This is a genomic window from Hymenobacter sp., assembly GCF_036388155.1.
Classification (GTDB): domain Bacteria; phylum Bacteroidota; class Bacteroidia; order Cytophagales; family Hymenobacteraceae; genus Hymenobacter.
Genome location: NZ_DASVSI010000052.1, coordinates 1 through 22,651, shown reverse-complemented (window position 1 = coordinate 22,651; position 22,651 = coordinate 1). Strand labels below are relative to the sequence as shown.

20 protein-coding genes are annotated in these 22,651 nt (G+C 61.8%); 5 read left to right on the top strand and 15 right to left on the bottom strand.

Annotation, left to right across the window (positions count from 1 at the left end):
* Positions 1 to 89 precede the first annotated feature (89 nt).
* The 3 genes from VF629_RS07600 to VF629_RS07590 form a co-directional block, all read right to left on the bottom strand.
* Complete coding sequence (locus VF629_RS07600) at positions 90 to 854, bottom strand: DUF4097 family beta strand repeat-containing protein (protein ID WP_331057864.1); 765 nt, start codon at positions 852 to 854, stop codon at positions 90 to 92.
* A 216-nt stretch (positions 855 to 1,070) separates the two neighbouring features.
* Positions 1,071 to 1,898, bottom strand: coding sequence for a HEAT repeat domain-containing protein (locus VF629_RS07595; protein WP_331057863.1), 828 nt, complete (start codon positions 1,896 to 1,898; stop codon positions 1,071 to 1,073).
* Positions 1,899 to 2,010: 112 nt separating this feature from the next.
* The gene (locus tag VF629_RS07590) at positions 2,011 to 2,559 is read right to left on the bottom strand and encodes an RNA polymerase sigma factor (protein ID WP_331057862.1); all 549 of its coding nucleotides are present in this window, start codon (positions 2,557 to 2,559) and stop codon (positions 2,011 to 2,013) included.
* A gap of 180 nt (positions 2,560 to 2,739) precedes the next feature.
* Between VF629_RS07590 and VF629_RS07585 the strand changes: the two genes are divergently transcribed.
* Positions 2,740 to 5,550, top strand: coding sequence for a choice-of-anchor I family protein (locus tag VF629_RS07585; RefSeq protein WP_331057861.1), 2,811 nt, complete (start codon positions 2,740 to 2,742; stop codon positions 5,548 to 5,550).
* A gap of 236 nt (positions 5,551 to 5,786) precedes the next feature.
* On the opposite strand, the gene VF629_RS07580 is transcribed toward VF629_RS07585, so the two are convergent.
* From VF629_RS07580 to VF629_RS07555, 6 genes are all read right to left on the bottom strand, one after another.
* Positions 5,787 to 7,274 carry a serine hydrolase gene (locus tag VF629_RS07580; RefSeq protein WP_331057860.1) on the bottom strand — a complete coding sequence of 496 codons (1,488 nt, stop codon included), beginning with the start codon at positions 7,272 to 7,274 and terminating at the stop codon, positions 5,787 to 5,789.
* 41 nt (positions 7,275 to 7,315) lie between these two features.
* Positions 7,316 to 8,170 carry a DUF4097 family beta strand repeat-containing protein gene (locus VF629_RS07575; protein WP_331057859.1) on the bottom strand — a complete coding sequence of 285 codons (855 nt, stop codon included), beginning with the start codon at positions 8,168 to 8,170 and terminating at the stop codon, positions 7,316 to 7,318.
* A gap of 47 nt (positions 8,171 to 8,217) precedes the next feature.
* The gene (locus VF629_RS07570) at positions 8,218 to 9,084 is read right to left on the bottom strand and encodes a hypothetical protein (protein ID WP_331057858.1); all 867 of its coding nucleotides are present in this window, start codon (positions 9,082 to 9,084) and stop codon (positions 8,218 to 8,220) included.
* Positions 9,035 to 9,940 (bottom strand): HEAT repeat domain-containing protein, encoded by a 906-nt coding sequence (locus tag VF629_RS07565; protein WP_331057857.1) that lies wholly within the window; start codon positions 9,938 to 9,940, stop codon positions 9,035 to 9,037. Before VF629_RS07565 ends, VF629_RS07570 begins: the two co-directional genes overlap by 50 nt.
* 12 nt (positions 9,941 to 9,952) lie before the next feature.
* Complete coding sequence (locus VF629_RS07560) at positions 9,953 to 10,477, bottom strand: RNA polymerase sigma factor (protein ID WP_331057866.1); 525 nt, start codon at positions 10,475 to 10,477, stop codon at positions 9,953 to 9,955.
* Between the two features lie 401 nt (positions 10,478 to 10,878).
* Positions 10,879 to 11,385, bottom strand: a complete 507-nt coding sequence (locus VF629_RS07555) for a hypothetical protein (protein ID WP_331057856.1) — start codon at positions 11,383 to 11,385, stop codon at positions 10,879 to 10,881.
* Between the two features lie 110 nt (positions 11,386 to 11,495).
* On the opposite strand from VF629_RS07555, the gene VF629_RS07550 reads away from it, so the two are divergent.
* Positions 11,496 to 11,873 carry a hypothetical protein gene (locus VF629_RS07550; protein ID WP_331057855.1) on the top strand — a complete coding sequence of 126 codons (378 nt, stop codon included), beginning with the start codon at positions 11,496 to 11,498 and terminating at the stop codon, positions 11,871 to 11,873.
* Between the two features lie 84 nt (positions 11,874 to 11,957).
* On the opposite strand, the gene VF629_RS07545 is transcribed toward VF629_RS07550, so the two are convergent.
* From VF629_RS07545 to VF629_RS07525, 5 genes are all read right to left on the bottom strand, one after another.
* Positions 11,958 to 12,311: a hypothetical protein gene (locus VF629_RS07545; protein WP_331057854.1), complete on the bottom strand. Its 354-nt coding sequence runs from the start codon at positions 12,309 to 12,311 to the stop codon at positions 11,958 to 11,960.
* A 112-nt stretch (positions 12,312 to 12,423) separates the two neighbouring features.
* The gene (gene uvsE, locus VF629_RS07540) at positions 12,424 to 13,410 is read right to left on the bottom strand and encodes a UV DNA damage repair endonuclease UvsE (RefSeq protein ID WP_331057853.1); all 987 of its coding nucleotides are present in this window, start codon (positions 13,408 to 13,410) and stop codon (positions 12,424 to 12,426) included.
* A gap of 206 nt (positions 13,411 to 13,616) precedes the next feature.
* Positions 13,617 to 14,294 carry a carboxypeptidase-like regulatory domain-containing protein gene (locus VF629_RS07535; RefSeq protein WP_331057852.1) on the bottom strand — a complete coding sequence of 226 codons (678 nt, stop codon included), beginning with the start codon at positions 14,292 to 14,294 and terminating at the stop codon, positions 13,617 to 13,619.
* A 132-nt stretch (positions 14,295 to 14,426) separates the two neighbouring features.
* Positions 14,427 to 15,089, bottom strand: coding sequence for a hypothetical protein (locus tag VF629_RS07530; protein WP_331057851.1), 663 nt, complete (start codon positions 15,087 to 15,089; stop codon positions 14,427 to 14,429).
* 333 nt (positions 15,090 to 15,422) lie between these two features.
* Positions 15,423 to 16,661, bottom strand: coding sequence for a metallophosphoesterase (locus tag VF629_RS07525; protein ID WP_331057850.1), 1,239 nt, complete (start codon positions 16,659 to 16,661; stop codon positions 15,423 to 15,425).
* Positions 16,662 to 17,195: 534 nt separating this feature from the next.
* Here VF629_RS07525 and VF629_RS07520 point away from each other — a divergent pair.
* The 3 genes from VF629_RS07520 (at position 17,196) to radC (ending at position 22,431) form a co-directional block, all read left to right on the top strand.
* A complete protein-coding gene (locus VF629_RS07520) occupies positions 17,196 to 20,558 on the top strand; it encodes a TonB-dependent receptor (protein WP_331057849.1) in 3,363 nt (1,120 codons plus the stop codon).
* Between the two features lie 91 nt (positions 20,559 to 20,649).
* A complete protein-coding gene (locus VF629_RS07515) occupies positions 20,650 to 21,432 on the top strand; it encodes a S1/P1 nuclease (protein WP_331057848.1) in 783 nt (260 codons plus the stop codon).
* Between the two features lie 255 nt (positions 21,433 to 21,687).
* A complete protein-coding gene (radC, locus tag VF629_RS07510) occupies positions 21,688 to 22,431 on the top strand; it encodes a RadC family protein (protein WP_331057847.1) in 744 nt (247 codons plus the stop codon).
* 42 nt (positions 22,432 to 22,473) lie between these two features.
* Here radC and VF629_RS07505 read toward each other — a convergent pair whose 3' ends face one another.
* Positions 22,474 to 22,650 (bottom strand): LytTR family transcriptional regulator DNA-binding domain-containing protein, encoded by a 177-nt coding sequence (locus VF629_RS07505; protein WP_331057865.1) that lies wholly within the window; start codon positions 22,648 to 22,650, stop codon positions 22,474 to 22,476.
* Between the last annotated feature and the right edge of the window lies 1 nt (position 22,651).

The following is a 22,651-nucleotide window of genomic DNA, read 5'->3' as shown; positions in this document are numbered from 1 at the left end:
CTCGGGGTAGTAACTCTTGGTTAGAGGTGGCGGGCGAGATGCTTCGCGGCGCGCTGCATGACGGGCTTCTAGCTTAGCAGGAAGTTGGCTTACTTGGCTTTGCGGACGAAAATGTCGCCGCTTACCGTCTTGAGCGACACGGCGTTGCCACCGCCGTTCACAGTCCCGTCCACCACCTGCCCGCCGATTTGGCGCATGGAGTTGTCGTCTTTGCCCATCTTCAGGTCGAAGTCCGTGTAGACTTCGCCCGACACCGAGCGCAGCCGCAGTGTGGACTTGGAGTTGGCGGGCATGCTCACGTCCACGTCGCCGCTCACGGTCGAGATGGAGCTGGGCCCCTGGCGCATCGGCGCAAACCGCACCTGAATGTCGCCGCTCACGGTGTTGGCCACCACGGGACCGGTCACGTTGGTGAGCTTGATGTCGCCGTTTTTCACGTTGATTTCCAGGTCCCCGCTCACGTCGCGCACCTGCACGTCGCCGCCGTTCCAGTTGGTTTGGTTGTACTGCACGGCCGAGCCACGCGGCACCTGAATCACGTAGTTGGCGTCTTTGCGCGAGGCCCGGGCGATGCGCACCGCGTTGTCGGTCTGCGTCACGGCGAGGCCGATTTTGGTGTTGTCAACGGCCGAATTGTAGATGGGGCGCAGGCCCTGGGCACGGGCGGGGGCTTCTTCGTAGCCGTTGCCTTTAATCACGAGGTCGTTGCCGTCGGCACCTTCCACCACCACGTCGCTGCCTTGCATGTCGATGATGACTTTGCGGTCTTTGCCGAGCTTGGTTCTGTATTCTTGAGCGTTAGCAGTTTGGGTGGCCAGCAGGCCGACCAAGGCGAGATAAATGAGCTTATTCATAAGAGGAAAAAATTGAGCAGGTGAGGCCTTAGCGCGGCGCCGGAAGCCGGCGCCGCGTGCAGAAAAAAGATGAGAAGAGGGTGGAGAAAATGGGGTGATGTGAAACACTAAGCCGTCATGCAGCGCGCAGCGAAGCATCTCGCGTGCTCAGACTAATTAGTGGTGGCGGGCGAGATGCTTCGCTGCGCGCTGCATGACGGCCATTTTTGCGGGTTTTTAAATCAGTTTGCCAATGCCGGCCTCGGCCTGAGCGCGCACCACGGGCAGGGCGTCGCGGCGTTTGGAGAGGCGTTCGAGCTGCGGCACGGCCCGGCGCACACGCATCGACACAACCATGTCAATGAGGGTGATTTGCACGTTGGGGTCGGTTTGGATGGCGAGCGAGTTGGCCAGGCCCTCGCGCACCCGGGGGTCGTCGCGGAGGCGGTACAGGGCCTCGCAAGCGGCCAGCCGCACGTTGGGGTTAGCGTCGAAGTTGAGCGTGTTGAGCAGCACTTGCACCGTGGGGTCGCCGGGCTCCGACGCCTTGCTGGTGTTGGTCACCAGCTCAATCCGGTCGCTGGCCGAGGCGCCGCGCATGGACTGCACCAGCTCTTGCTGGGCCGGTTTGCCGGCGGCGGCCACGCCCTGGGCATCCTGAGTGCCCCAGTGCAGGTTGCGGCCCAGGAACACTCCCGACGCAATGAGCACAATGCTGGCGGCAATGCGCATCCAGTTGCTCGTGGCCGAGGACGACCACATCGACACCACTTTGGCTTCGGTGGGGGCGGGAGCGGCGGCCACTGGGGCTTCGGGTTTTAGCAGTTGCTTTTGCTGCTCCAGCATGGCCATGAAGTTGGCGCGCAGGGCGGTGCGGGGCACTTCGGGCAGGGCCGCGTCGAGGTCGTCGGTCAGGGCGCGAAGCTGGGTTACTTGCAACTGGCAGGTGGGGCAGGTGGCCAGGTGGGCGGCCACGCGGTCGGCCTCGGCGGCGGGCAGGCTGTGCTCGACGTAGGCCGGCAACAGCGCTTCCAACTCGTGACAGGCAGAAAGTTCGGGTTTCATTTTAGTTGTCAGTTATTAGTTGTCAGTTGTTGGTTTCTTAATTTTTTTGATGGCAATCAGTTGTTTCGTATTTAATTCCTAACAACTGACAACCAGCAACTAACAACTAAATTCAATTGGCGAAATAGATTTTGCGCAGCGCTTGCAGGGCGCGATGGGCTTTTACGCGGGCGGCTTCGGCGGTGCAGCCCAGCAGCTTCCCTATTTCCTCGTAGCCAAAGCCCTGGAAGCGGTTCAGTACCAGGATTTCGCGCTGCGGGGTGGGCAGCAGGGCCAGGGCTTCGTGCAAGTCGTCGTGGTGGCTGCTGACGCGCATTTGGGAGAAAGCCGCACTGCGGAGGCCGCCGTTTTTCTCGACTTCTTCCAGGTCGGCAGCGCGCATCTTTTCCTTGCGCTGCCAGTAGTCGGCGTGCACGTTGCGGGCCATCTGGTACACCCAGGCCTTGAAGGGCTGAGTGGGCTGGTAGCTGTTGCGGTATTTAAGGATGCGTTCGAACACGGTTTGGGTGAGGTCTTCGCTGGTTTCGCGGTCGTTGGTGAGGCGGGTGAGGTAGTTGAACAAGGGCCCGTGGTAGCGCTCGAACAAGGGCACGAGCTGGTCGAGGTCATCGGCCTTCACTGCCGCCATCAGTTCTTCGTCGCTGGTACTCGTGATGGTCACGGGTGGGGATTAGGGGGTGAGTTGGAAGGAGTACCGGGACATTGCCCATTCGTTACAAAGGCCCGAAAAAAAATTCTAACGGCCTTGAACTGAGGCCCTATTCAATTCGGTAACATGCTTGTAATGTTGAGGTAATGGGTTGCTAATAGTTTTGAAACACTTTTCATTTAGCCGCCCTCCATGCCCACACACCTTTACTTTTCCCGTCTTTCCGTTGCCCTGACGCTGGCTATGAGCGCCGCCGGCACCACTGCCCACGCCCAAACCGTCGCCCAGGGCTTCGAAAGCAGCGCCGCCGACACCTGGACCTACACGTCCACGCCCGCCACCTATAACAATGTGGCTGACAACGACCAGTGGGCGGTGCTGACCACCATTGGCACGGCCGGCGCCACTGCCACCGTGCCTTCAGCCGGTGCCAACCTATGGGGCGGGCGCGACCTGGAAGGCCCGCTTACCAACAATGCCAGCATTTGGCATTACTTGGACTTTGCGCCCGTGGCCATTCAGGCCGGTGCGGCGGCAGCCAACACGGTTAGCTTCAAGTACAACTGCACCGCGTTCGACAACCCCGACTCGCTGGCCTACGTGGTGCAGTTCGACAACGGCACCACCTGGCCCGTACCGCGCCTCTACACGCAGCTCAACAAAAACACTGCGGCCTGGACCACTGTGACGGTGGCCGTGCCCGCGGGCAGCACCCACGCCCGCTTACGCCTGGCCGTGCGCCAAAACGGCAACGACGACTGGGTGGCTTTCGACGAAGTGAGCCTTGGCCAGGGCACCGTGACTACTCCCGACCTGGGCTTCACCGGCAGCGCCACGCCGCTCATTGTGGCCGAAAACGCCGGCACCGTGGCACTCCCGCTCAGCATCCGCAACGCCAACGCCACGGCCAGCACCGTGCAAGCCATTGTGGCGCCGCTGGGTACGGCCACGGCTGGCACTGACTTCACGTTTGCCAGCACCCAAACCATCACCTTCGCGCCCGGCAGCACCACCGCCACGCTCACCCTGCCCATTGCTGACGACGCCACGGCCGAGCCCGCCGAGTACTTCTCAGTGCGCCTGCAGAGCCCGACCAATGCTACGCTCACGGCGGGTGCCACGGAGTTTCTGGTGTTCATCAAAGACAACGATACTCAAGCGCCAGAGCGCGCCGGCAACCTGCGCCTAAACCTGCTGGGCAGCTACCAGAACGGCACGGCTTTCTCTTTCCCGCCCGCGCCTGCAGAGCCTGTGCAACTCAATTCGGCCGAAATTGTAGCCCACGACCCCAGCACGCAGCGGCTGTACGTGGCCAATTCGATAGGCGGCAAGCTGGACATTCTCAACTTCGCCACACCGGGCAGCATTACTCCGGTAGCGTCGATTAACATGACGCCCTACGGCAACATCAACTCGGTGGCGGTGCGCAACGGGCTGGTGGCTTGCGCCGTGGAAGGTGCAACCACACAGGACATCGGCAAAATCGTATTTTTTGACCAGGCCGGCACATTTATCAAGCAAGTGACGGCCGGCGCGCTGCCCGATATGGTCACGTTCTCGCCCGACGGCCGCTACGTCATCACCGCCAACGAAGGCGAGCCCAACGCGACTTACACCAACGACCCTGTGGGCTCGGTGACAGTAGTGGACGTGAGCGGCGGCATAGCCGCCCTGACGCAGGCCAACGTGACCACCGTGGACTTCAGCAGCTACAACAGCCAAGCCGCGGCGCTGCGCACGGCCGGTATCCGCATCTACGGTGGCCCGCCGGCAGGCCCGGCCAGTTCTGTGGCGCAGGATTTAGAGCCGGAGTACGTGACGGTATCGGCTGATTCGCGCACGGCTTACATCGCCTTGCAGGAGAACAACGCCATGGCCACGCTGGACTTGACCACGCTGCAATTTACGGCCCTGCGCCCCATCGGCTACCAGGACCACAGCCAGTCGGGCTTCAGCTTCGATGCCTCCGACCAGGCCGCTGATGTGCTCATGGCCAACTGGCCGGTGCGCGGCATGCGCCAGCCCGACGCAATTGCTACTTTCGAGCTGCCTGCCACGTTGGGCGGCGGTCGCTACATCCTCACGGCCAACGAGGGGGACGCTCGCGAATACCAGCCTCAAGGCGGCCCCGCAGCCCTTGTAGAACCCGTGCGCCTCGGCAATGCGACTTACGTGTTGGACCCCACGGCTTTTCCGCAAGCTGCATTGCTCAAAAACAACCGCGCCCTGGGCCGCCTGAACGTGACCAACAAGCTGGGCGACACCGACGGCGACGGCGACTTCGACCAGATTTATGCCTTTGGCGGCCGCTCGTTCAGCATTCTCAACGCCACCACCGGCGCGCTGGTGCACGACAGCGGCGACCTGCTGGAGCGCCTCACCAGCACCGACCCCACGTTTGGCAGCATCTTCAACGCCAGCAACAGCGCCAACGAAGCGCCCACGCGCAAGAACCGCTCCGACGACAAAGGCCCCGAGCCCGAAGGCGCCACCATCGGCGTAATTCGCGACACCACTTACGCCTTCATCAGCCTGGAGCGCCAGGGCGGCGTACTGATTATGAACGTGAACGACCCCGCCAACCCGCGCCTGGTGCAGTACATCAACAACCGCAGCCTCACGGCCGGCACCGGCGACCAGGGCCCCGAAGGCCTCGTGTTTGTGTCGGGTGGCAATAGCCCCACGGGCCTGCCCCTGCTCATTCTGGCCAACGAAATCAGCAGCACGGTGGCCGTGTATCAGATTGGCCTGCGCGGCGTGGTAACGGCTAACCGGCCCGGCACTACCGGCCCTACGGCCCTACAGTGCTACCCCAACCCCGCCTCGCCCAGCACAGCTGTGCGCCTGAGCCGCCCGGTGGCTGGCGCCCTGCTCGATGGCATGGGCCGCACGGTGCGCCAGCTGCCCATTGCCACTGCCGAACTCGATGTGCGCGGCCTGCCCGCGGGCCTGTACCTGCTGCGCGCCGCCGATGGCGCCACCAGCCGCTTGGTACTGCGGTAGGTCGGGTTTGACTTGAGTGCCAAACGGCACCATGTTAGAGCGGTTTCACCGGTCCGACGCCCTAGGCGTCCGACCGGGTGTCGCCAACCCGCTACGCCCTGCCGAGTTCGGCCGACCTTCAGCCGGTCGGACGCCTAGGGCGTCGGACCGGGACCGGTGAAACCGCGCCAAAAGGCCCGTTGTGCTCAGCACGACGGGCCTTTTGGCGCTACAACGACAGCGACAACCTAGCCTTTCTACTTGGCGGGCGAGCCTACTTTTTTCAAATAATCTACGGCGCCGGTGTTGTTCGGATTGAGCGCCAAGGACTGTTTATAGTTCTTAATGGCCAGCGTACGGTCGCCCAACAGCTCGTAGGTTTCGCCCAAGCTGTCGTAAACATTCCAGGCTTTGGGGTACATGCTTACGTTCAATTTGAAGATTTCCAACGCTTGCTTGGGCTTGCCCCCGCGGGCCAGCTCGTAGCCCCAGATGTTCACGTACTCTTCGGTCAGGAGCAGCTCGGGGTGCTGCTTTTTGACTTTGGCCACCGCTTCCGGGGCTAGTGCGTAATTGCGGCGCAGCAGTTCGGCCTGCAGGGCGGCCAGCGCCGGTGACGTGCCGTATGCGGCTTCCAGCACTTCCTCGGCCATTGCACGCAGGCTGCTTTGGGTGCCGGGGTCCGACTCATTAGAGAGTAGTACGATGCCGAATTTCAGCTCGGGGTACAGGGCGCAGTAGCTGGCGAAGCCGAAGGTGCCACCGGTGTGGTCCACCAAGCGCTTGCTGTCCACGGTTTTGGAAAGCACCCAGTTTAGTCCCACGGCATCTTCAGGCTGGCCAAAGGCGGGGCGGTGGCTCAGGGCCACGGCGGCATCGGCTTCGTTGAGTTGGTACTGCAGGTACCTGGTCATATCGGCCGCGCTGTACTGCAGGCCGCCCGAGGCGTACATCGTGGCCACCCGGAAGTCCGGCATGGGCGTGCCGCGCTCGTTGTAGCCCACGGGCAGCGGCCCGTCGGTGGCTCCCTTTAGCTGCAGCGGCTTGTTGATGTATTCGGCCACCAGCTCCGGGTAAGGCCGCTTATACACGTTCTCCAGCACGTAGCCCAGCAGTTGGGCTGCGGCGTTGGAGTGCCGGGCCGTGAGGCCGGGGGCCGCTTCCAGCTTCACTTGGCGAAGGTCCGCTAAGAAGTTCTCCTTAGTGTAACTCTTCATCGATTCCGCCATTAGAAACGGGATGGAATCGGGCTTGGCCCGCCGCTGGTAAGCCGCCGAGCGGTCGGGCAAATTATCGGGCAAACCCGAAGTCGTATTGGCCAGGTGCAGCAGCTGAATGGGCTTGCCTTCAAACACCAAATTGGGATAGTTGCCACTCAGGTATTGCCGCACGTCGTCGGTCAGCTTCACCCGCTTTTCCACCACGGCTTTGGCCAGCAGCAGGCTCCCAAAGGTTTTGCTGATTGAGCCAATTTCGTACACCGTGTTTTTGGTGGGTGTTAAGCTTTTACCCTTCTCCGTGGTGCCGAAGTTGTAAAACTGGGTTTGGCCGTTTTTGATGATGCCCACCGACAGCCCCACCCGCGAAGGCTGCTGGATGAAGGCGTTGCCAATTCGCTGTACCGCCGCAGCCAGCTGCGCTGGGGTGGTGGCTGCGGCGGTGCTCGGACGCAACTGCCCCACGGCGGGCAGCTGCATCAGGAAAGCGAGAAGGCAGGTGATTGCGGAAAAAGAGGTGGTAGTCATGTGGGAAAGGTAGTTCTCGTGCGGCGGCTTGCCTCGCAGGTCTACTTGGCTTTGCGGAGGTAGATGCTGCCGTTAAAGGTCTTCATCATGACCTCGGCGCCGCCGCCGTTCACTTTGCCGTAGGTCCAGTCGTCGGTGCTGATGCGGGTCATGCCATTGTCGTTGGTGCGGCTCACTTTAGGGGAAGTTTTTTCCACGGCCACGTCGAAGTCACTGTATATTTCGCCCCGGTCGGTTTTCATTTTGAGGGCGGTTTTCACGTTGCTGGGGAAAGTCACGTCCACTTTGCCGTTGAGGGTGGAAAAGGCCATGGGTGCGCCGGTCGTCACTCTGTTGAAGTTGGCCACCAGGTTGCCGTTTACGGTGCTGGCCACGGCCGAGCCCGACACGTCTTTGAGGGTGATGGACCCGTTCACGTTGGTCACTTCCAGCTCACCCGACACGTTTTCGACCGTGATGTTGCCGTTGTTAACGGTGCTGATTTTGAGCGAGAAGTTCTGCGGCACCTTGATGGTCAGGTCCACGGGGCGGGCGTGCGACTCGGTGGAGATATCCACGTTGTTGTTCTTCTCCTCCACCGTCAGGTTGAGGTTGTTGCCGGCCGAGAGGCGCTTCATTCCACTGGTTTCGACCGGCTGGCTGCGGCGGCTGGTGGTGGCCCGGGTGGAGGCGTCAATCACCACGGTTTTGCCGTTGTAGCCCGTCACGTGGATGAAGCCGTTTACCAAGCCCACTTCCAGGGTGCCGGGTTTGTTGGGCGAAGTAAGGGCCACGGTGAGCTGTTCTTTGGAGGCTTCTTGCGCTGCGCTGGGCAGGGCCGCGCCCACCAAAAAGAGCAGGGCGAGGCTGGCCGGACGCGCAACCTGCGCGAGGGCCTTGGTAAGGAGAGAATTCATCAGTATCGAGGGGGAGGATAAGTATTAAGGGGAGGGAACGGGGGTGGTTATTTTTTGCTGACAAACACGTTGCCGTTTAGGGTTTCGAAGCGCAGGTCGGTGCCGCCTTTGCCCAAGCGCACGGCGGCGTCCTTGCTGAGCTTGTAGACGGTGCCGCCGCCGCGGCCTTCCTGGTTTTTGGTGACTTTTACCGGCAGCACTTCGGGGTTGGGGAAATCGGTGTAGAATTGGCCGTTCATGCTCTTGAAGTGCATGTCGGCGTCGATGCTGGCCGGGTACTTCACCTTGATTTGGCCGTTGATGGTGTGGTACGACGACGCGCCGGGAGGGCTGCTGGCGTAGGTGGCTTCCACGTTGCCGTTCACGGTGTGGGCCTTGGTGGTGCCTTTGATGTTGTTGAGGACAACTGCGCCGTTCACGTTGGTCACGTTTAGCTGGCCGGTCACGTCCTGCACTTCAATCTTGCCCTTGTTCACGGTCGACACGCGCAGGTTGAGGGCGTAGGGCACTTTCACCACGTAGTCGAACGCGTAGCGGTAGTCGATTTCCTTGTGGTCCCAGTTGCGGCCATTGTTGTTGCGGGGCCGCGAGTCGTAGGGAGCGGCCATGTACACCAGCACGCTGTCGTTGCGCTGCAGGAAGCCGAGTTGCGCTTCCGCCTTGCCCACTTCCAGGGTTTTGGCGTCGTCGGCCCGGATGGTTTTGGTGGCTTCTATTACCACCTTGTTGCCAGCGTAGCCCTGCACCGACACCGAGCCGTGGATGTTGTAGAGCGCCAGCACCGTGCGCCCGGCGTCGCCCGACACCGTGAATTCGCGGTTGATTTTCTCGGTCGCCTCTTTGCTCTGGGCCCACGCCGCGCCGCTAGACAGTAGCAATAGCAGCGCGCTGAGGCGTAAGTTGAGTCTGGTCATGGCGTTGGGGAGTTTTGGGCTCGGCGGGCCGGCCGGTTGATAAGGTTTGAATGCTTTCTTCGATTTTGCTCTTCACCGATTGGTCGAGGTTATCCTGCTTCAGCAGCTCGCGCAGCGGCTTCACCGAGCGGTGCACCTGCAGCTGCACCATGGCGTCGGCCAGGGCCGTTTGCACCAGCGGCGAGTCTTGGTTTTTGAGGGCTTTTATTAGCCCCAGGCGCACGGCGGGGTCCTGGCCCAGCGGCGTCAGGGCTTCGAGGGTGGCCAGGCGCACGTTCACGTTGGGGTCTTGGTTGAGGGTGCTCAGCAGGGCTTCCACCACGCGGGCGTCGGCGCCGTTCAGGTCCTTGGTGTAGCTCACGGCGCGCAGCCGCTCCGAGGCTGAGGGGTTTTCAATGAGAGCCAGCATCATGGCTTGCCGCATTTCGCTCACCTGGGTGGCCAGCGCGGCAATCTGTTGCTGGTCGGCGCCGGCGGTGCCGCCCTGGCGGTGCAGCCAGTAGCCCCCAATTACCCCCACGCCCACCAGGCACAGGCTGTACACCAGCCGCAGGAAGGGCTGCGGGAATTCGAAGGCCAGCCAGCGCTGCCACAGGCCTCGCAGCGAGTAGTCGGGCGCCGTGTCCACCGATTCTTTGAAGGTGGCCAGCATGGCGTAGAAATCGGGCCGGATATGCTCGCTCGGCTCCGGCGGGCGCACTTTGCCCAGCGTTTGCCACACGCCTTGCACGGCCTGCAGCTCCTCGCGGCAGTCGGCGCAGCTGGCCAGGTGGGCTTGCAGAGCGGCTTGCTCGGTAGCCGACAGTTGGCTGCTCAGGTAGTCGACCAATTGGTCTTTTGTCTGTTCACAGTTCATAGCTATAATCAATTAATTTTCAATGCGTAGGAAGGTTGCTTTCAACTCGTTCATGGCGCGGTGCACGCGCACTTTCACGGCGCCCTCGGTGGTGTTCAGCACCCGGGCTATTTCGCCGTACTTCATCTCCTGAAACCGGCTCAGCACCAGCACTTCGCGGTGTTCGGGACTGAGGCGGGCCAGCGCTTGGTGCAGCTGGGCCGCTTCTTGGTCGCGTTCCAAGCTCTCGTCGGCGCGGCTGCCGCCGCCGATGTGCTCGGCCATGTCGGCTACGTCGGTGTGGTGCCGGTCGTGGCGGTTTTTCTTCACGTGGTCGGCCAGCACGTTGCGGGCCAGGTGGTACATCCAGGTGCGGAACTCGCCCTCGCCGGTGAAGGTGTGGCGGTATTTCAGCATGCGGTAGAACACGTTCTGCACGAGGTCCTCGCTGGTGTCGGCGCGGCCCAGCATGTGGTAGAGAAAGCCGAACAGCTGGCGGTGGTAGCGCTCGAAGAGCAGCCCCATCCGGTCCACGTCGCCGGACTTCACCTTTAGCATCAACGCGTTGTCGGTAAGCGAGTCCAAGTCAGAAATAGGGCAGGTTGGTGGTATTTGACTGTGGACACCGCGCCAACTTTCAAAGGTTACAGGAAGGTGGAATTTTTTATTGCAACGGCAGGCTCTAAGGTCAGTAAACACCGAACAAACACAATATTATATCTAGCAGTTATTACTGGATAAAATGTTGAGCTTAAAAGCATTATGATTGATAATAATTCGGGCTTTTTGTAACCACCCGACACTGATTGCCCGTATTAGCCAACGCGGCGCAGCACACGCTGCTGCCTTTCTACTGCCTCCTTCCTTTCCACATTTTCAATTAACACAGCCATGAAAATCACCAAAATTCTTGTTGCCACCTTGCTTGCTATGGGCCTCAGCACGGCCGCCGTATCTGCTCAAACTACTTCGGGCAGCACATCTGGCACAGGAAGTACAGCTGGTACCACCAGCGGTAGCACTAGTGGCACCACCAGCGGTACCCGCGCTACCACATCGGGCACCAGCACCAGCGGTTCGATGGGCACCACCTCGGGCAGCACCAGCGGCAGCATGGGTACGACTTCGGGCAGCATGGGCACGACCAGCGGCACCAGCACCAGTGGCGCCAGCACCAGCGGTACCATGGGCACAACCAGCGGCGCCAGCACCAGCGGCACGATGGGGACTACCTCGGGCACCAGCACCAGCGGCAGCATGGGCACCACGTCGGGCACCAGCACGAGCGGTTCCACGGGCACCACGTCGGGCTCGATGGGCAGCACCAGCGGCACCACTTCGGGCAGCGGCTCGATGAGCTCGACCAGCGGCTCGACTTCGGGCAGCAGCACGTCGGGCAGCCGGACCAACACCAAAAAGTCCAAGACCACGAAATCTACCCGCTCCACCAGCGGCTCGAGCACCACGCCTCGCTAGTAACATTTTGCGGCTCAGCGCCGTAAGCACATTGAAACCGGCTGTTTCGTTTGAAGCAGCCGGTTTTTTGTTTTTTCCCTTTCCGCCTACCGCTGCTGCCATGAAAACGCCCTTCCTGCTGGCGCTGCTGCTTTGCGCAGCCGCTGCCCAAGCCCAAACCATTCCCTTCGACCCTTCGGCTCCTGTGCGCGGTGGCAGCCAAGGCCAAACCACCATTCCGCCCGTGAACCCGGCCCTCAACCAAAGCACCATTCAGGGGCCGCCGGAAATGCAGCGCACGCCCACCAACCGCGACGCGCAGCCCAGCCGCCAGCTCAACGAAGGCTTCATCCCCGCCGGCACGCCCGAACTCTCGCCCACGGCCGTGCCCGACGTGCGCGAGCAGCCCCTCATCCGCGACAATCGCCCGCGCCAGTCCACGGACGTGGTGCCCAGCCGCTCGCGCCGCAGCCGCAGCAGCAACGTTCCGAACCAGTAGCGCCCCGCGCTTTTGCCCACCAAAAAGCCCCGCCCAGAATACCTGGGCGGGGCTTTTTGTCGTTTGTTTTCGGCTCAGAAAGGGTTATTTTTTGGTCTTGTTGGCGTGGGCTAGCAAGTCGGCGCTGTGACGGCGCAGCAAGTCCGCTAGCTCTTGTAACGGCTTCTTGACGTCTTCGGTTGCCTTCAAGCCGAGTTGACCGGTTTGGGCAGCCAAAATACCAAGAGAATCGCCAATGGCCCGGGGGCTGAGCACGCCGCTGGTGAGCAACGACTGCAAATTGCCAATTTCGCGGCCAATGTCCTGCAGGCTGGGGTCGCCGCTCTGCAAAAATTGTTGCTGCCAGGTTTCGGTGTTGTCCATGGCCGAGCCCAAGGGCAGGCTGGTGAGGCCGTTCTTAAGGGCGCTGACGGTGGCGTGAAGGTGGTCGGAAGGCATTTGGTTTTAGTTGTTGGTTGTTCGTTGCTAGTTGTCCGTTGTTGGTTTTTAGTCGTTAGTTGCTGATTATTGGTCGCAGTTCTGACAACTAGCAACCACCAACTACAAACCATTAACTGCTAACCTCCTTTTTGGCGCGCTTGGCTTTGGGCGGCGCGTTGGGGTCGGGCGGCAGGGTGAGGGGCGGGCTGGGCATGTTGGGCGCCGGCGCGCTCAGGCCCAGCTCGCGCAGGATGGCCACGGCGCGCAGGGCGCTGGCTTCTTTGTTTTTTATTTCCAGCATCAGGTCCATGTCGAGCCCGTGCAGATTGGTGAGAAACTCGCGGAACAGGTCGTCCACCAGGTCGTCGGTGTGCTTGCCTTTGCGCTCGCCCAAGGCCTGCGAGCTGTAGTCCATCATGGGCACGCCGTCGCGGGTGGGGTGCCAGGTGGCCGCGGCCAGTCGCAGGGCCTCGTGCATGGGCTCGCCGTGGTTGAGGCACTCGTGGTGGAAGTTGTCGAAGAGGATGGGCACGCCGGTCAGCTCGTTCAGGTGCAGGCAGTCGCGCAGCGAGAACAGCCGGTCGTCGTTTTCCACCACCACGCGGGCTTTCACGGCGGGGGGCAAGGTGGCGTGCACCTGCGCAAACCGGCTGATGGCCAGCTCGCGCTCGCCATACAGCCCACCCACGTGAATCTGCAGCTTGGCCGTACCGTCGAGCCCCATGATGTCGAGCATCGAGCCCTGGTATATGAGCTCATCGATGCTGCGCCGCACGATGTCGGGGCTGGGCGAGTTGAGCACCACGAACTGGTCGGGGTGAAAGCTCACCCGCAAGTCGTTGGCCCTGATGTAGTCGCCGATGGCCCGGAACTCCGCCGCGAAGTGCGTTTTCCAGGGAAAGGTGTTGATTTCGTGCGAACCAAAGGGCACGATGCCCGAGCCCATGCGAAAAAAAAGAAGGCCCTGGGCCACGTTCCATTCCAGCATGCGGCGCAGGCAGGTCAGGTTGGCCGTCACCGCCGCTAGCAGGCGCTCTTCCGAGTACGACGCCAGCCGGAAGGTGTTGGCGGCGCTGCAATCCATCGCCTCGTTTACGCAGGGATACCCAATTTTCATACCCTGAGCTTACGCGAAGGAAGGAAACGGGTTGGCTTATCGTGGAACAGTAATTAGCAATAGGCCCGTCATGTCGAGCGCAGCCGAGACATCTCGCCCGCATCGGCTGCACGATAGGTTTACTATTGCACGCGAGATGTCTCGGCTGCGCTCGACATGACCGTCCTTTTCTTGCGCTTGCGCATTCTTCAAAAGCCTTCTTGCCCCTACGGCTCGTAGCCGCGGTTGTCCTTGAAGGCTTTGTTGTATTGGGCCCGGGCTTTGCGGGCTTTTTCGGCCTTTTGCTGCGCTTCGATTTCTTCCATCTTGCGGCGCTGCTTGCCTTCGCGCGAGAACTGGTCGTAGAGCAGGCTCACGGGGCTGGCAATGGTGGGCACCGGCGCTTTGGGCGCCGTGGAGTCGACGGCGAACAGCGGCTTGGGCTTGGGCGGGCGCTTCACGCCGCTCACCACCGGGGGCTTGGGCCGCTTGATATTGCGCAGGGCTTTGTTGATGATGGCGCGGTCGGCGCGGTCGCTGGTTACCTGCACCTCGCCCAGGCGCACGCTGTCGCGCACCAGCTGAACGCGCACCACGAACTGCGACAGGCCCGTGCCGCCCAGCGGCAGCCGCTGCGTCTTGAAGCCCAGGGCGCGAAACTGGATGGTGTCGGTGGGCAGGGCGTCCACGGCGAAGTTGCCGGTGGAGTTGGTCACCACGCCGCGGCGGGTGCGCTGCACCTGCACCGTAGCGCCGGGCACGGGCTCGCGGGAGTCGGCCGCGGTCACGCTGCCGCTCACGCGTACTTGGTTAGCGTCCTGGGCGTGGGCCGCGCCGGCCAGGCCCAACCAAAGGGCCAGCACCGCTACCGCCCAGCGCCCCACTACGCTTCCGCTTATTGCCACTTTACTTAATGCACCTAAATTCATTCACCCCTGGAACACAAATCTTCAACAAAATAACGCATTGGAGAGACAAAAAAGGCCCGCACCGTTGCAGGTGCGGGCCAAAAGCCGGCAGCGAAAAGCTGCGTAGCGTTATTTGATTTTGGTTTTGCCGCCGTCTTCGGGCTTGGCTTTGATGGTGCCGTCGTCGCCGTCCATCTTCATTTTGTTGCCTTCGGCGTCCTTCACCTTGATGTCGCCGTCGGCTTTCACCTTCATTTTGCCGCCTTCGCCGGGGGCCATCATGCCCGCGTCGTTGCTGGTGGCGCTGGCGTCCGAGCTCATGTCCGACGAAGACATGGCGGGCTCATCCATGGGCTCGTCCTCCATCTCGTAGTAGGTCGTGCGGGTGGTTTCGTAGGCCTGGTACTGGGCGGGGTCCACAAACACGGTTTTGAACTCGGCATCGGTTTCGGCCATCGACTGGCGCATGGCGGCGGCCATGCCGGTGGTGTCGGTGGCGTACTGGCTGCGCATGTCGCTCATTTTCTTGTAGCGGTTCACGTAGACCGTGCGGATTTTGGTCTTGGTGGCCTCGTCCGTAATTTTCATGTCAGCCACCATTTTATCGGCGATGCGCTGGGCGCGCGACTCAATTTCGGCCTGCGACATGGGGCCGGTGGTGGTGCTCGTGGTGGTCGTTGTTGTGGTCATGCCGTCGCCGGCGGCCACGGTGGTGTCGGTGGTCTTTTCCTGCGAACAGGAAGCCAGTGAAAGGGCAGCAGCGCCCGCGAGAATCAGGAGGGAATTTTTCATTAGAAGGGAGAGATAAGAACAACCGTAAGTGGTTGGGGCCGCTTTACGGCATTGCCGAGCTAGATGTTTCTTTCCCTTCTCAAATACTGCTATGACCCTATGATGGAGGCTGCACCGCGGAAAGCAGCCAACGGGGCCTCACCCCTGCCCTCTCTCTAGGAAAGGGAAACCTGACGAGTTGTAGCGCGGACTTTTAGTCCGCGAGTTGCCTACGTAAATACAGTTCACGCGCGGACTAAAAGTCCGCGCTACGTCCGCGCCGCCGCGGCTCCTCTTTCCGCGGGAGAGGGGACGTACCTGGTAGGGCCAGGTGAGGCCCCGCCAGACTGCACGCTACGCCCGGCGCAGCTCAAACAGGGTTATTTCCGGCAGGAAACCCACCCGGCCGGGGTAACCCAGAAAGCCCAATCCGACGTTCACGTACAGCTTTTGGCGGCCCTGCTCGTATAGGCCGGCCCATTGCTTGTACACGTAGCTCACGGGGCTCCACTTCAGGCCCGGCAGGTTCACGCCGAACTGCATGCCGTGGGTGTGGCCGCTCAGGGTCAGGTCGATGTCGGGGTAGTTCAGCACCTGTGCCTCCCAGTGCGAGGGGTCGTGCGAGAGCAAGATTTTGAAGGGCGCATCGCCGCTTTCAGCGTGGGCTTTGGGTAGGTTGCCGTGCTTGGGGAAGTTGGCGTGGCTGCTCCAATTCTGTACGCCCAGCACCGAAATTTTGTCACCGCCACGCTCGATAACGTGGCTGGTGTCGTTGAGTAGCGTCCAGCCCATTTTGGCGTGGTTCTGCATCAGGCGCTCCAGGTTGGCGCGCTTCTCGGCGGCGCTGCCCCATTGCACGTAGTCGCCGTAGTCGTGGTTGCCGAGGCTGGAGAAGATGGGCAACTCAGACTTAATCTGAGCCAGGGCCGGCATGTGGGGCTCAACTTCGGTGGCGCGGTTGTTCACGAGGTCGCCGGTCATCAGCACGAGGTCGGCGCCCTGCTGATTAATCATAGCCACGGCCCGCTGCAGCGGCTCGGTGGAGTTGAAGCTGCCGGTGTGCAGGTCGGAAATCTGAATCACCTTGAAGCCGTCGAAAGCCGGCGGCAGGTTGGGAAATTTCAGCGTGACGCGGCGCACCTGGTAGTCGGTGCCGCCCTTTACCATGCCCCACAACAGGCCGAAGAACGGAATGGCGCCCAGCCCCAGCGCCAGCATGGAGATAAACTTGCTGCGCGGAATGGGGTCGCCCTCCACCCCGGCCGGCCGTGTGGCCGAGCTCACGGCCCAGCGCCCCAGCCGGGTCACGTCTTCCAACAACATCGGCAGCATGATGACCAACTTGCCCGCCAGCAGCAGCAGCGGCAGGCTCATGAGGTAGCTTTTCAGGATGGTATTGCCCATTTGGCGCGTGCTGCCGGCCCAAAACGCCAGGCCCCACACCGCCACCGACCCCACCCAGTACACCACGGCGATGCCCCGGCGCGCCCCGGGCGAAAAGTTCTGCGTGAGGGTGCGCACCGCCTGGTACCCATACCATTCGGCCAACACAATCAGGCCCAACACCAGCCACAACACAATCGGATTTCGCATAATCAGAAATAAGGCGGACCGGTCCGCCGATGCATAACGCCAAGATAGGCTCCGGGTTTAAACGCATCCAAGCGCGTTTTGCTTTAGCGCCGCAGCCAAATTCTCGCGCGTCAAACTTCCCGTGTATGGCGAAACTAGGGAAGCGCGGCACTTGGCAATTCTGTACGAACCAGAACAGTACGGGCTCAGAAGTAATTGCCATTTTTTCAACAACTACTGCTAATCCTTACCCATTAGCCACTTATTCGAATTTTTGGCAAGTTTTTTTTAAAACAAAGCAGCAATTAGATAATAAACGCCGCAATTACCCAAGGGCTTTTAAACCTAACCTAATGCTGGGTTAACATACCCGTTATACAGTCCAGGTAGCTTTGCACCTTTCTAAGGGAGGCCATTGCCTTACCGTGAATTGAGAGCCTTCCCAACGGCCAATTTTTACCCATAATTCCTAATCAGCGCGTGCTTTTCTTAACCGGCAGGGCTCGTCATGCCCATTCTTTTTTCAAGCTTACCCCCATTTCTTCTTCAGTCTGTATGAACCGACTTTTAAGCATTTTTTTAGTGTTCCTGCTAACGGCCCTGAGCACCCGGGCCCAGGTGACGAGCAGCACCATGACGGGCATCATCAAGGACGCCAAGGGCGAGCCCTCCATTGGGGCCACGGTGCAGGCGGTGCACACGCCCAGCGGCACCAGCTACGGCACGGCCACCAACCCCGAAGGCCGCTTCACCATCCAGAACATGCGGGTGGGCGGCCCCTACACCGTCACGGTGAGCTACGTGGGCTACCGCGCCGAAACCTACAACGGCATCACGCTGCAGCTGGGCCAGCCCTACGTGCTCAACGCCGCCCTCAAGGAGGAAGGCACTGAATTGCAGGAAGTGGTGGTGACGGCCAACCCGCGCTCGGTGCTGAACGCCGACAAAACCGGCGCCGTGACGACCGTCGACCGGACGGCCCTGCAGCGCCTGCCGTCCATCTCGCGCAGCCTCACCGACTTCACCCGTCTCACGCCCCAGGCCGGCGGCGGCAACGGCATTGGCGGCGGCAACAGCCGCTCGAACTACTTCAGCGTGGACGGCTCGGACTTCAACAACAACTTCGGCATCGGGGGCGGGGGCAACCTGCCGGCCGGCGGCTCGCCCATCTCGCTGGACGCCATCGAGGAAATTTCGGTGAACGTGACGCCGTTCGACGTGCGCCAGTCGGGCTTTGTGGGCGCGGCCATCAACGCCGTGACGCGGGCCGGCACCAACGAGTTTTCGGGCTCGGCCTACGGCTATTTCCGCAACCAAAACTACCGCGGCAACAAGGTGGGCGACCAGGAAGTGGTGCTGCAAGACCAGCGCTTCTACCAGTACGGCTTCCGCTTGGGCGGCCCCATCCTCAAAAACAAGCTGTTCTTCTTCGCCAACTTTGAGAACGAGGAAGACCGCACTCCCGGCCAGCAGCGCGTGGCCGATACCGAGGCGAACCTCTACGGCAAGCCGGGCAGCCCCACCAACCTTTCGCGCCCCAAGGCCGCCGAGCTCGACCAAATCAGCAACTACCTGCGCACCACCTACGGCTACGAAACCGGCCCCTACCAGGGCTACAGCTTCAAGGCGCCGCGCACCAAAATCCTGGGCCGCGTGGACTGGAACATCTCCGACAAGCACCGCTTCAACGTGCGCTACAGCCAGGTGGAGGGCAAGAGCCCGGCCTTCCCCAGCACCTCGCGCAGCCCGTTTGGCGCCTACACCACCGTGAACGGCGTGGTGGGCAGCGGCAACCGCCAGCAGAACACGGCGCTGTTTTTCCAGAACGCGGGCTACTTCCAGGAAGCCAACTTCTACTCCCTGGCGGCCGAGCTGAACTCCTCGTTCGGCACCAACATGGCCAACACCCTGCGCGCCACCTACACCCGCCAAAACGACCCGCGCAGCTCCACCAGCAGCGTGTTTCCGTTCGTTGACATTTTGAAGGACGGCACCCCGTTCACGTCGTTCGGCTACGAGCCGTTCACCTTCGGCAACCTGCGCGACGTGAGTATCTACTCGTTTAAGGATGACTTCAACTGGACCCTGGGCCGGCACAACGTGACCCTGGGCGCGCAAGTGGACCTGAGCGAAACCAAGAACGGCTTCCAGCGCTTTGGCACCGGCTACTACACGTTCAACTCCTACGAGGACTTCATCGGCGGCAAAAATCCGCAGGACTTCGGCATCACCTACTCGCTGGCGCCGGGCTTTGCGCAGTCGTTTCCCAGCTTCAAGTACGGCCAGTACTCGGCCTACGTCCAGGACGAAATTGCCATCACGGAGCGCCTGCGCATCACCCCCGGCCTGCGCGTGGACCTGACCAGCTACGCCAACACCCTGCAGTCGCACCCGCTGATTACGCCGCTGACCTTCGCAGGCGGCGAGAAAATTGACGTGGCCGACCTGCCGAGCAATCAGTTCCTGTTCTCGCCGCGGCTGGGCTTCAACTTCGACGTGCTGGGCAACCGCACCGTGCAGCTGCGCGGCGGCACGGGCATTTTCACGGGCCGCGTGCCCTACGTGTGGATTGTGAGCCAGGCCGGCGACGCGGGCCTGCTGCAAGTAACCCAGCAGTTCTCGGGCGCGCAGGTGCGCGGCCCCTTCAACCCCGACCCCACGGCCTACCGGCCCGATACGCCCCCGGTGGCCGGCACCGTGATTCCGAGCACCACGTCGTCGCTGGCCCGGGATTTCCGCTTCCCGCAAACCTGGAAAAGCAGCCTGGCCGTGGACGCCAAACTGCCCTTTGGCGTGGTGGGCACCGTGGAGGGCATCGTGAACCGCGACATTAACGCGGTGGTGTTTCGCAACGCCAACTTGGTGACGCCCATCAACAACGCCTTGAACGCCGCCGGCGGCTACCCCGACCACCGCGCCCTGTACCCGGCCGCCAACACCGATAAGTTCATCAACCCCATCACCTCCAACGGCCTGCCCGTAGCCAACGGCACGGCCGGCACCAACATCGGCGCTTATAACGCCATTGTGCTCGACAACGCCTCGCGCGGCTACTACTGGTCCATCACCGGCAAGCTCGACAAGCAGTTCGACAACGGCCTGTTTGCCTCGCTGGCCTACACCCACACCGAAGCCAAGAACCTCTACGACGGCGGCGGCGACCAGCCCCTCTCGGCCTGGCAGGGCACGGCCACGGTGAACGGCGCCAACAACCTGCCCCTGAGCTACAACGGCAACACCCTGCCCGACCGCGTGATTGGCACGCTCTCGTACCGCCGCGAGTACCTGGGCCATTTGGGCACCACCGTGTCGGTGTTTTACGAGGGCTCCAGCCAGGGCCGCTACTCCTACCTGTACTCCACCGACTTCAACCGCGACGGCGCCAACTCGGACCTGATTTACATCCCGAATAATCCGACGGAAATCAATTTCGTGCCGATTACGACCGGCACCGGCGCCAACGTGACCACCTTGTTCACGGCCCAGCAGCAGAGCGACGCTTTCTTCGCCTTCGTGGAGCAGGACGAGTACCTGCGCAGCCGCAAGGGCAAGTACGCCGAGCGCAACGGCGCCACGTTCCCCTGGCGCAGCCAGTTCGACGTGAAAATCCTGCAGGACGTGTTTGCCAACCTCGGCGACAAGCGCAACACCCTGCAAGTGAGCCTGGACATCTTCAACGTGGGCAACCTGCTGAACAACAGCTGGGGCCGCGCGCAGCAAACCACGTTCAACAACTTCCTGGAGCCCCAGAACGTGAACGCCCTCAACCCCACGCTGGGCCCCACGGGCACGCGGCCTACTTTCCGCTTCGGGCGCGACAACGTAACCGGGCAGTTGCTGACCAGCACCTTCCGCGACGCAGTGAACCTGGGCTCCACGTACTCCATGCAGGTGGGCCTGCGCTACATTTTCAATTAGCCTTTCTTTGTTTCCGGCCCGGCCCGCGGCTCGTTGCGAGCCGCGGGCTTTGGTTTTGTATTGCTGTTCTCACTTCTTGCTTCTTCCTCCAATGTTCCGCAAACACCTTGTTGCCGCCGCACTGTTGCTATTGCCGTTGGGCGCGCAGGCCTGGGGCGTGCTGGGCCACCGCACGGTGGCGCGCATCGCCGAAAACCACCTCACCGCCAAAGCCAAGCGCGGCGTAGCCGCGCTGCTAGGCCCCGAAATTCTGCCCCTCGTCAGCACCTACGCCGACGAAGTCCGCTCCTACCCCGACTTCAAGTACACGGCGCCCTGGCACTACCTCGACACCACGCCCAAGCTGCCGTTTGCGCAGTACGCCGACACCATTGCGGCCCTGAAAGGCCCCACCGCTTACTCGGCGCTGCTGCAAATGATGATGCAGGCGAAAGACCCCGCCAAAACCAAGGAGGAACGGCTCTTTGCCCTCAAGTTCATCGTGCACATAGTAGGCGACGTGCACCAGCCCATGCACGCCGGCCACGCCGACGACTCGGGCGGCAACAAGGTGGCCGTGAAATTCCAGGGCAAAGACCTGAACCTGCACAGCCTCTGGGACGGCGCCCTGCTGGACTACCAGGGCAAAACTTACACCGAGCTCGCCGCTGCCTACGACCACGCCACCCCCGCCCAAATCCGGCAGTGGCAGCAAGACGCGCCGGCCGTCTGGCTCTTCGAATCGTACCAGCTTTGCGAGCCACTCTACGCCGAAGCCGCCCAGAACCCGGCCTTTGACTACCGCTATTACCCGGCGCACGCCGTCATGCTAGAGCAGCGCCTGCTGCAGGCCGGCATCCGGCTGGCGGGTGTGCTCAACCAGTTGTTTGGGTAGAGCGTGTGGGCAGTTAAGCAGCAGCCTTGAAAGAAATGGCTATGCTCATCTGGCGTCCGCGCAGTCGAAGCATCTCGCCCGCAGTAGTAATCAAATTACTTGCGCGGTAGGGATGCTTCGACTGCGCGGACGCCAGATGAGCATGACGGGCTAGTGGCCTACTGATTATACAGCCTAGTCGGAGCCAGCGGTGGGCAAAGCTTTTCAGTGCGCTTACATTTAGCGGATTTTCACCCGCTATCTGCCCTGCTCCTCATGGAAGCCCCCGACCACCTGCCCAAACCTGCCGCCCCCGCTCCGCCCTACGCCGCGCCGGCCGCGTCCGGCATCAAGAGCTGGGCCGAAGACGACCGGCCGCGCGAAAAGCTCATGGCCAAGGGCCGCGCCGCCCTTTCGGATGCGGAGCTTATTGCCATCCTGCTGGGTTCGGGCACGGTGAAGCTTTCGGCCGTGGACGTGGCCAAACTAATGCTACAAGGCGTGGGCAACGACCTGAATGCGCTGGCCCGCGAGAGCGTGAAGCAGCTCTGCCGCCACCCCGGCATCGGCGAGGCCAAGGCCATAACGGTGGTGGCCGCCCTGGAGCTGGGCCGCCGCCGCAAGGAAGCCGACGCCGCCCCGCGCACCACCATCACCTGCTCGCGCGACATCTACCAGCTCATTCGGCCCCACCTGATGGACCTGCCGCACGAAGAATTCTGGGTCATTCTGCTGAACCGCGCCAACGTGGTGATGCGCAAAACTGCCATCAGCCGCGGCGGCGTGGCCGGCACCGTGGCCGACCCGAAGATGATTTTCAAAGAAGCCCTGGAGCAGTTGGCCAGCAGCATCATCCTGGTGCACAACCACCCCAGCGGCAACCGCAACCCCAGCGCCGCCGACATCCAGCTCACCAAAAAGCTCAAGGAAGCCGGCAACTTCCTGGATTTGCCCATCCTCGACCACCTTATTTACTCCGACCAAGGCTACTACAGCTTCGCCGATGAGGGGATGCTGTAAGGGTGGACATAGTTCTGGCCAACAAGCTGCCTCTGGCTAAAGCTAAACCGGTCCTGCGGCCAGCACCTCCTCCACTCGCGGGCGGAACAGCGGGCCGATGGGCAGCTCTTGCTGGGCAATTTCGATGTGGCGGGCGCTGTAGGTCCGAATCTTGTCCAGGGCCACGATGAAGGAGCGGTGAATGCGCAGGAAATTGCTGACCGACCGCTTTTCCCCCATG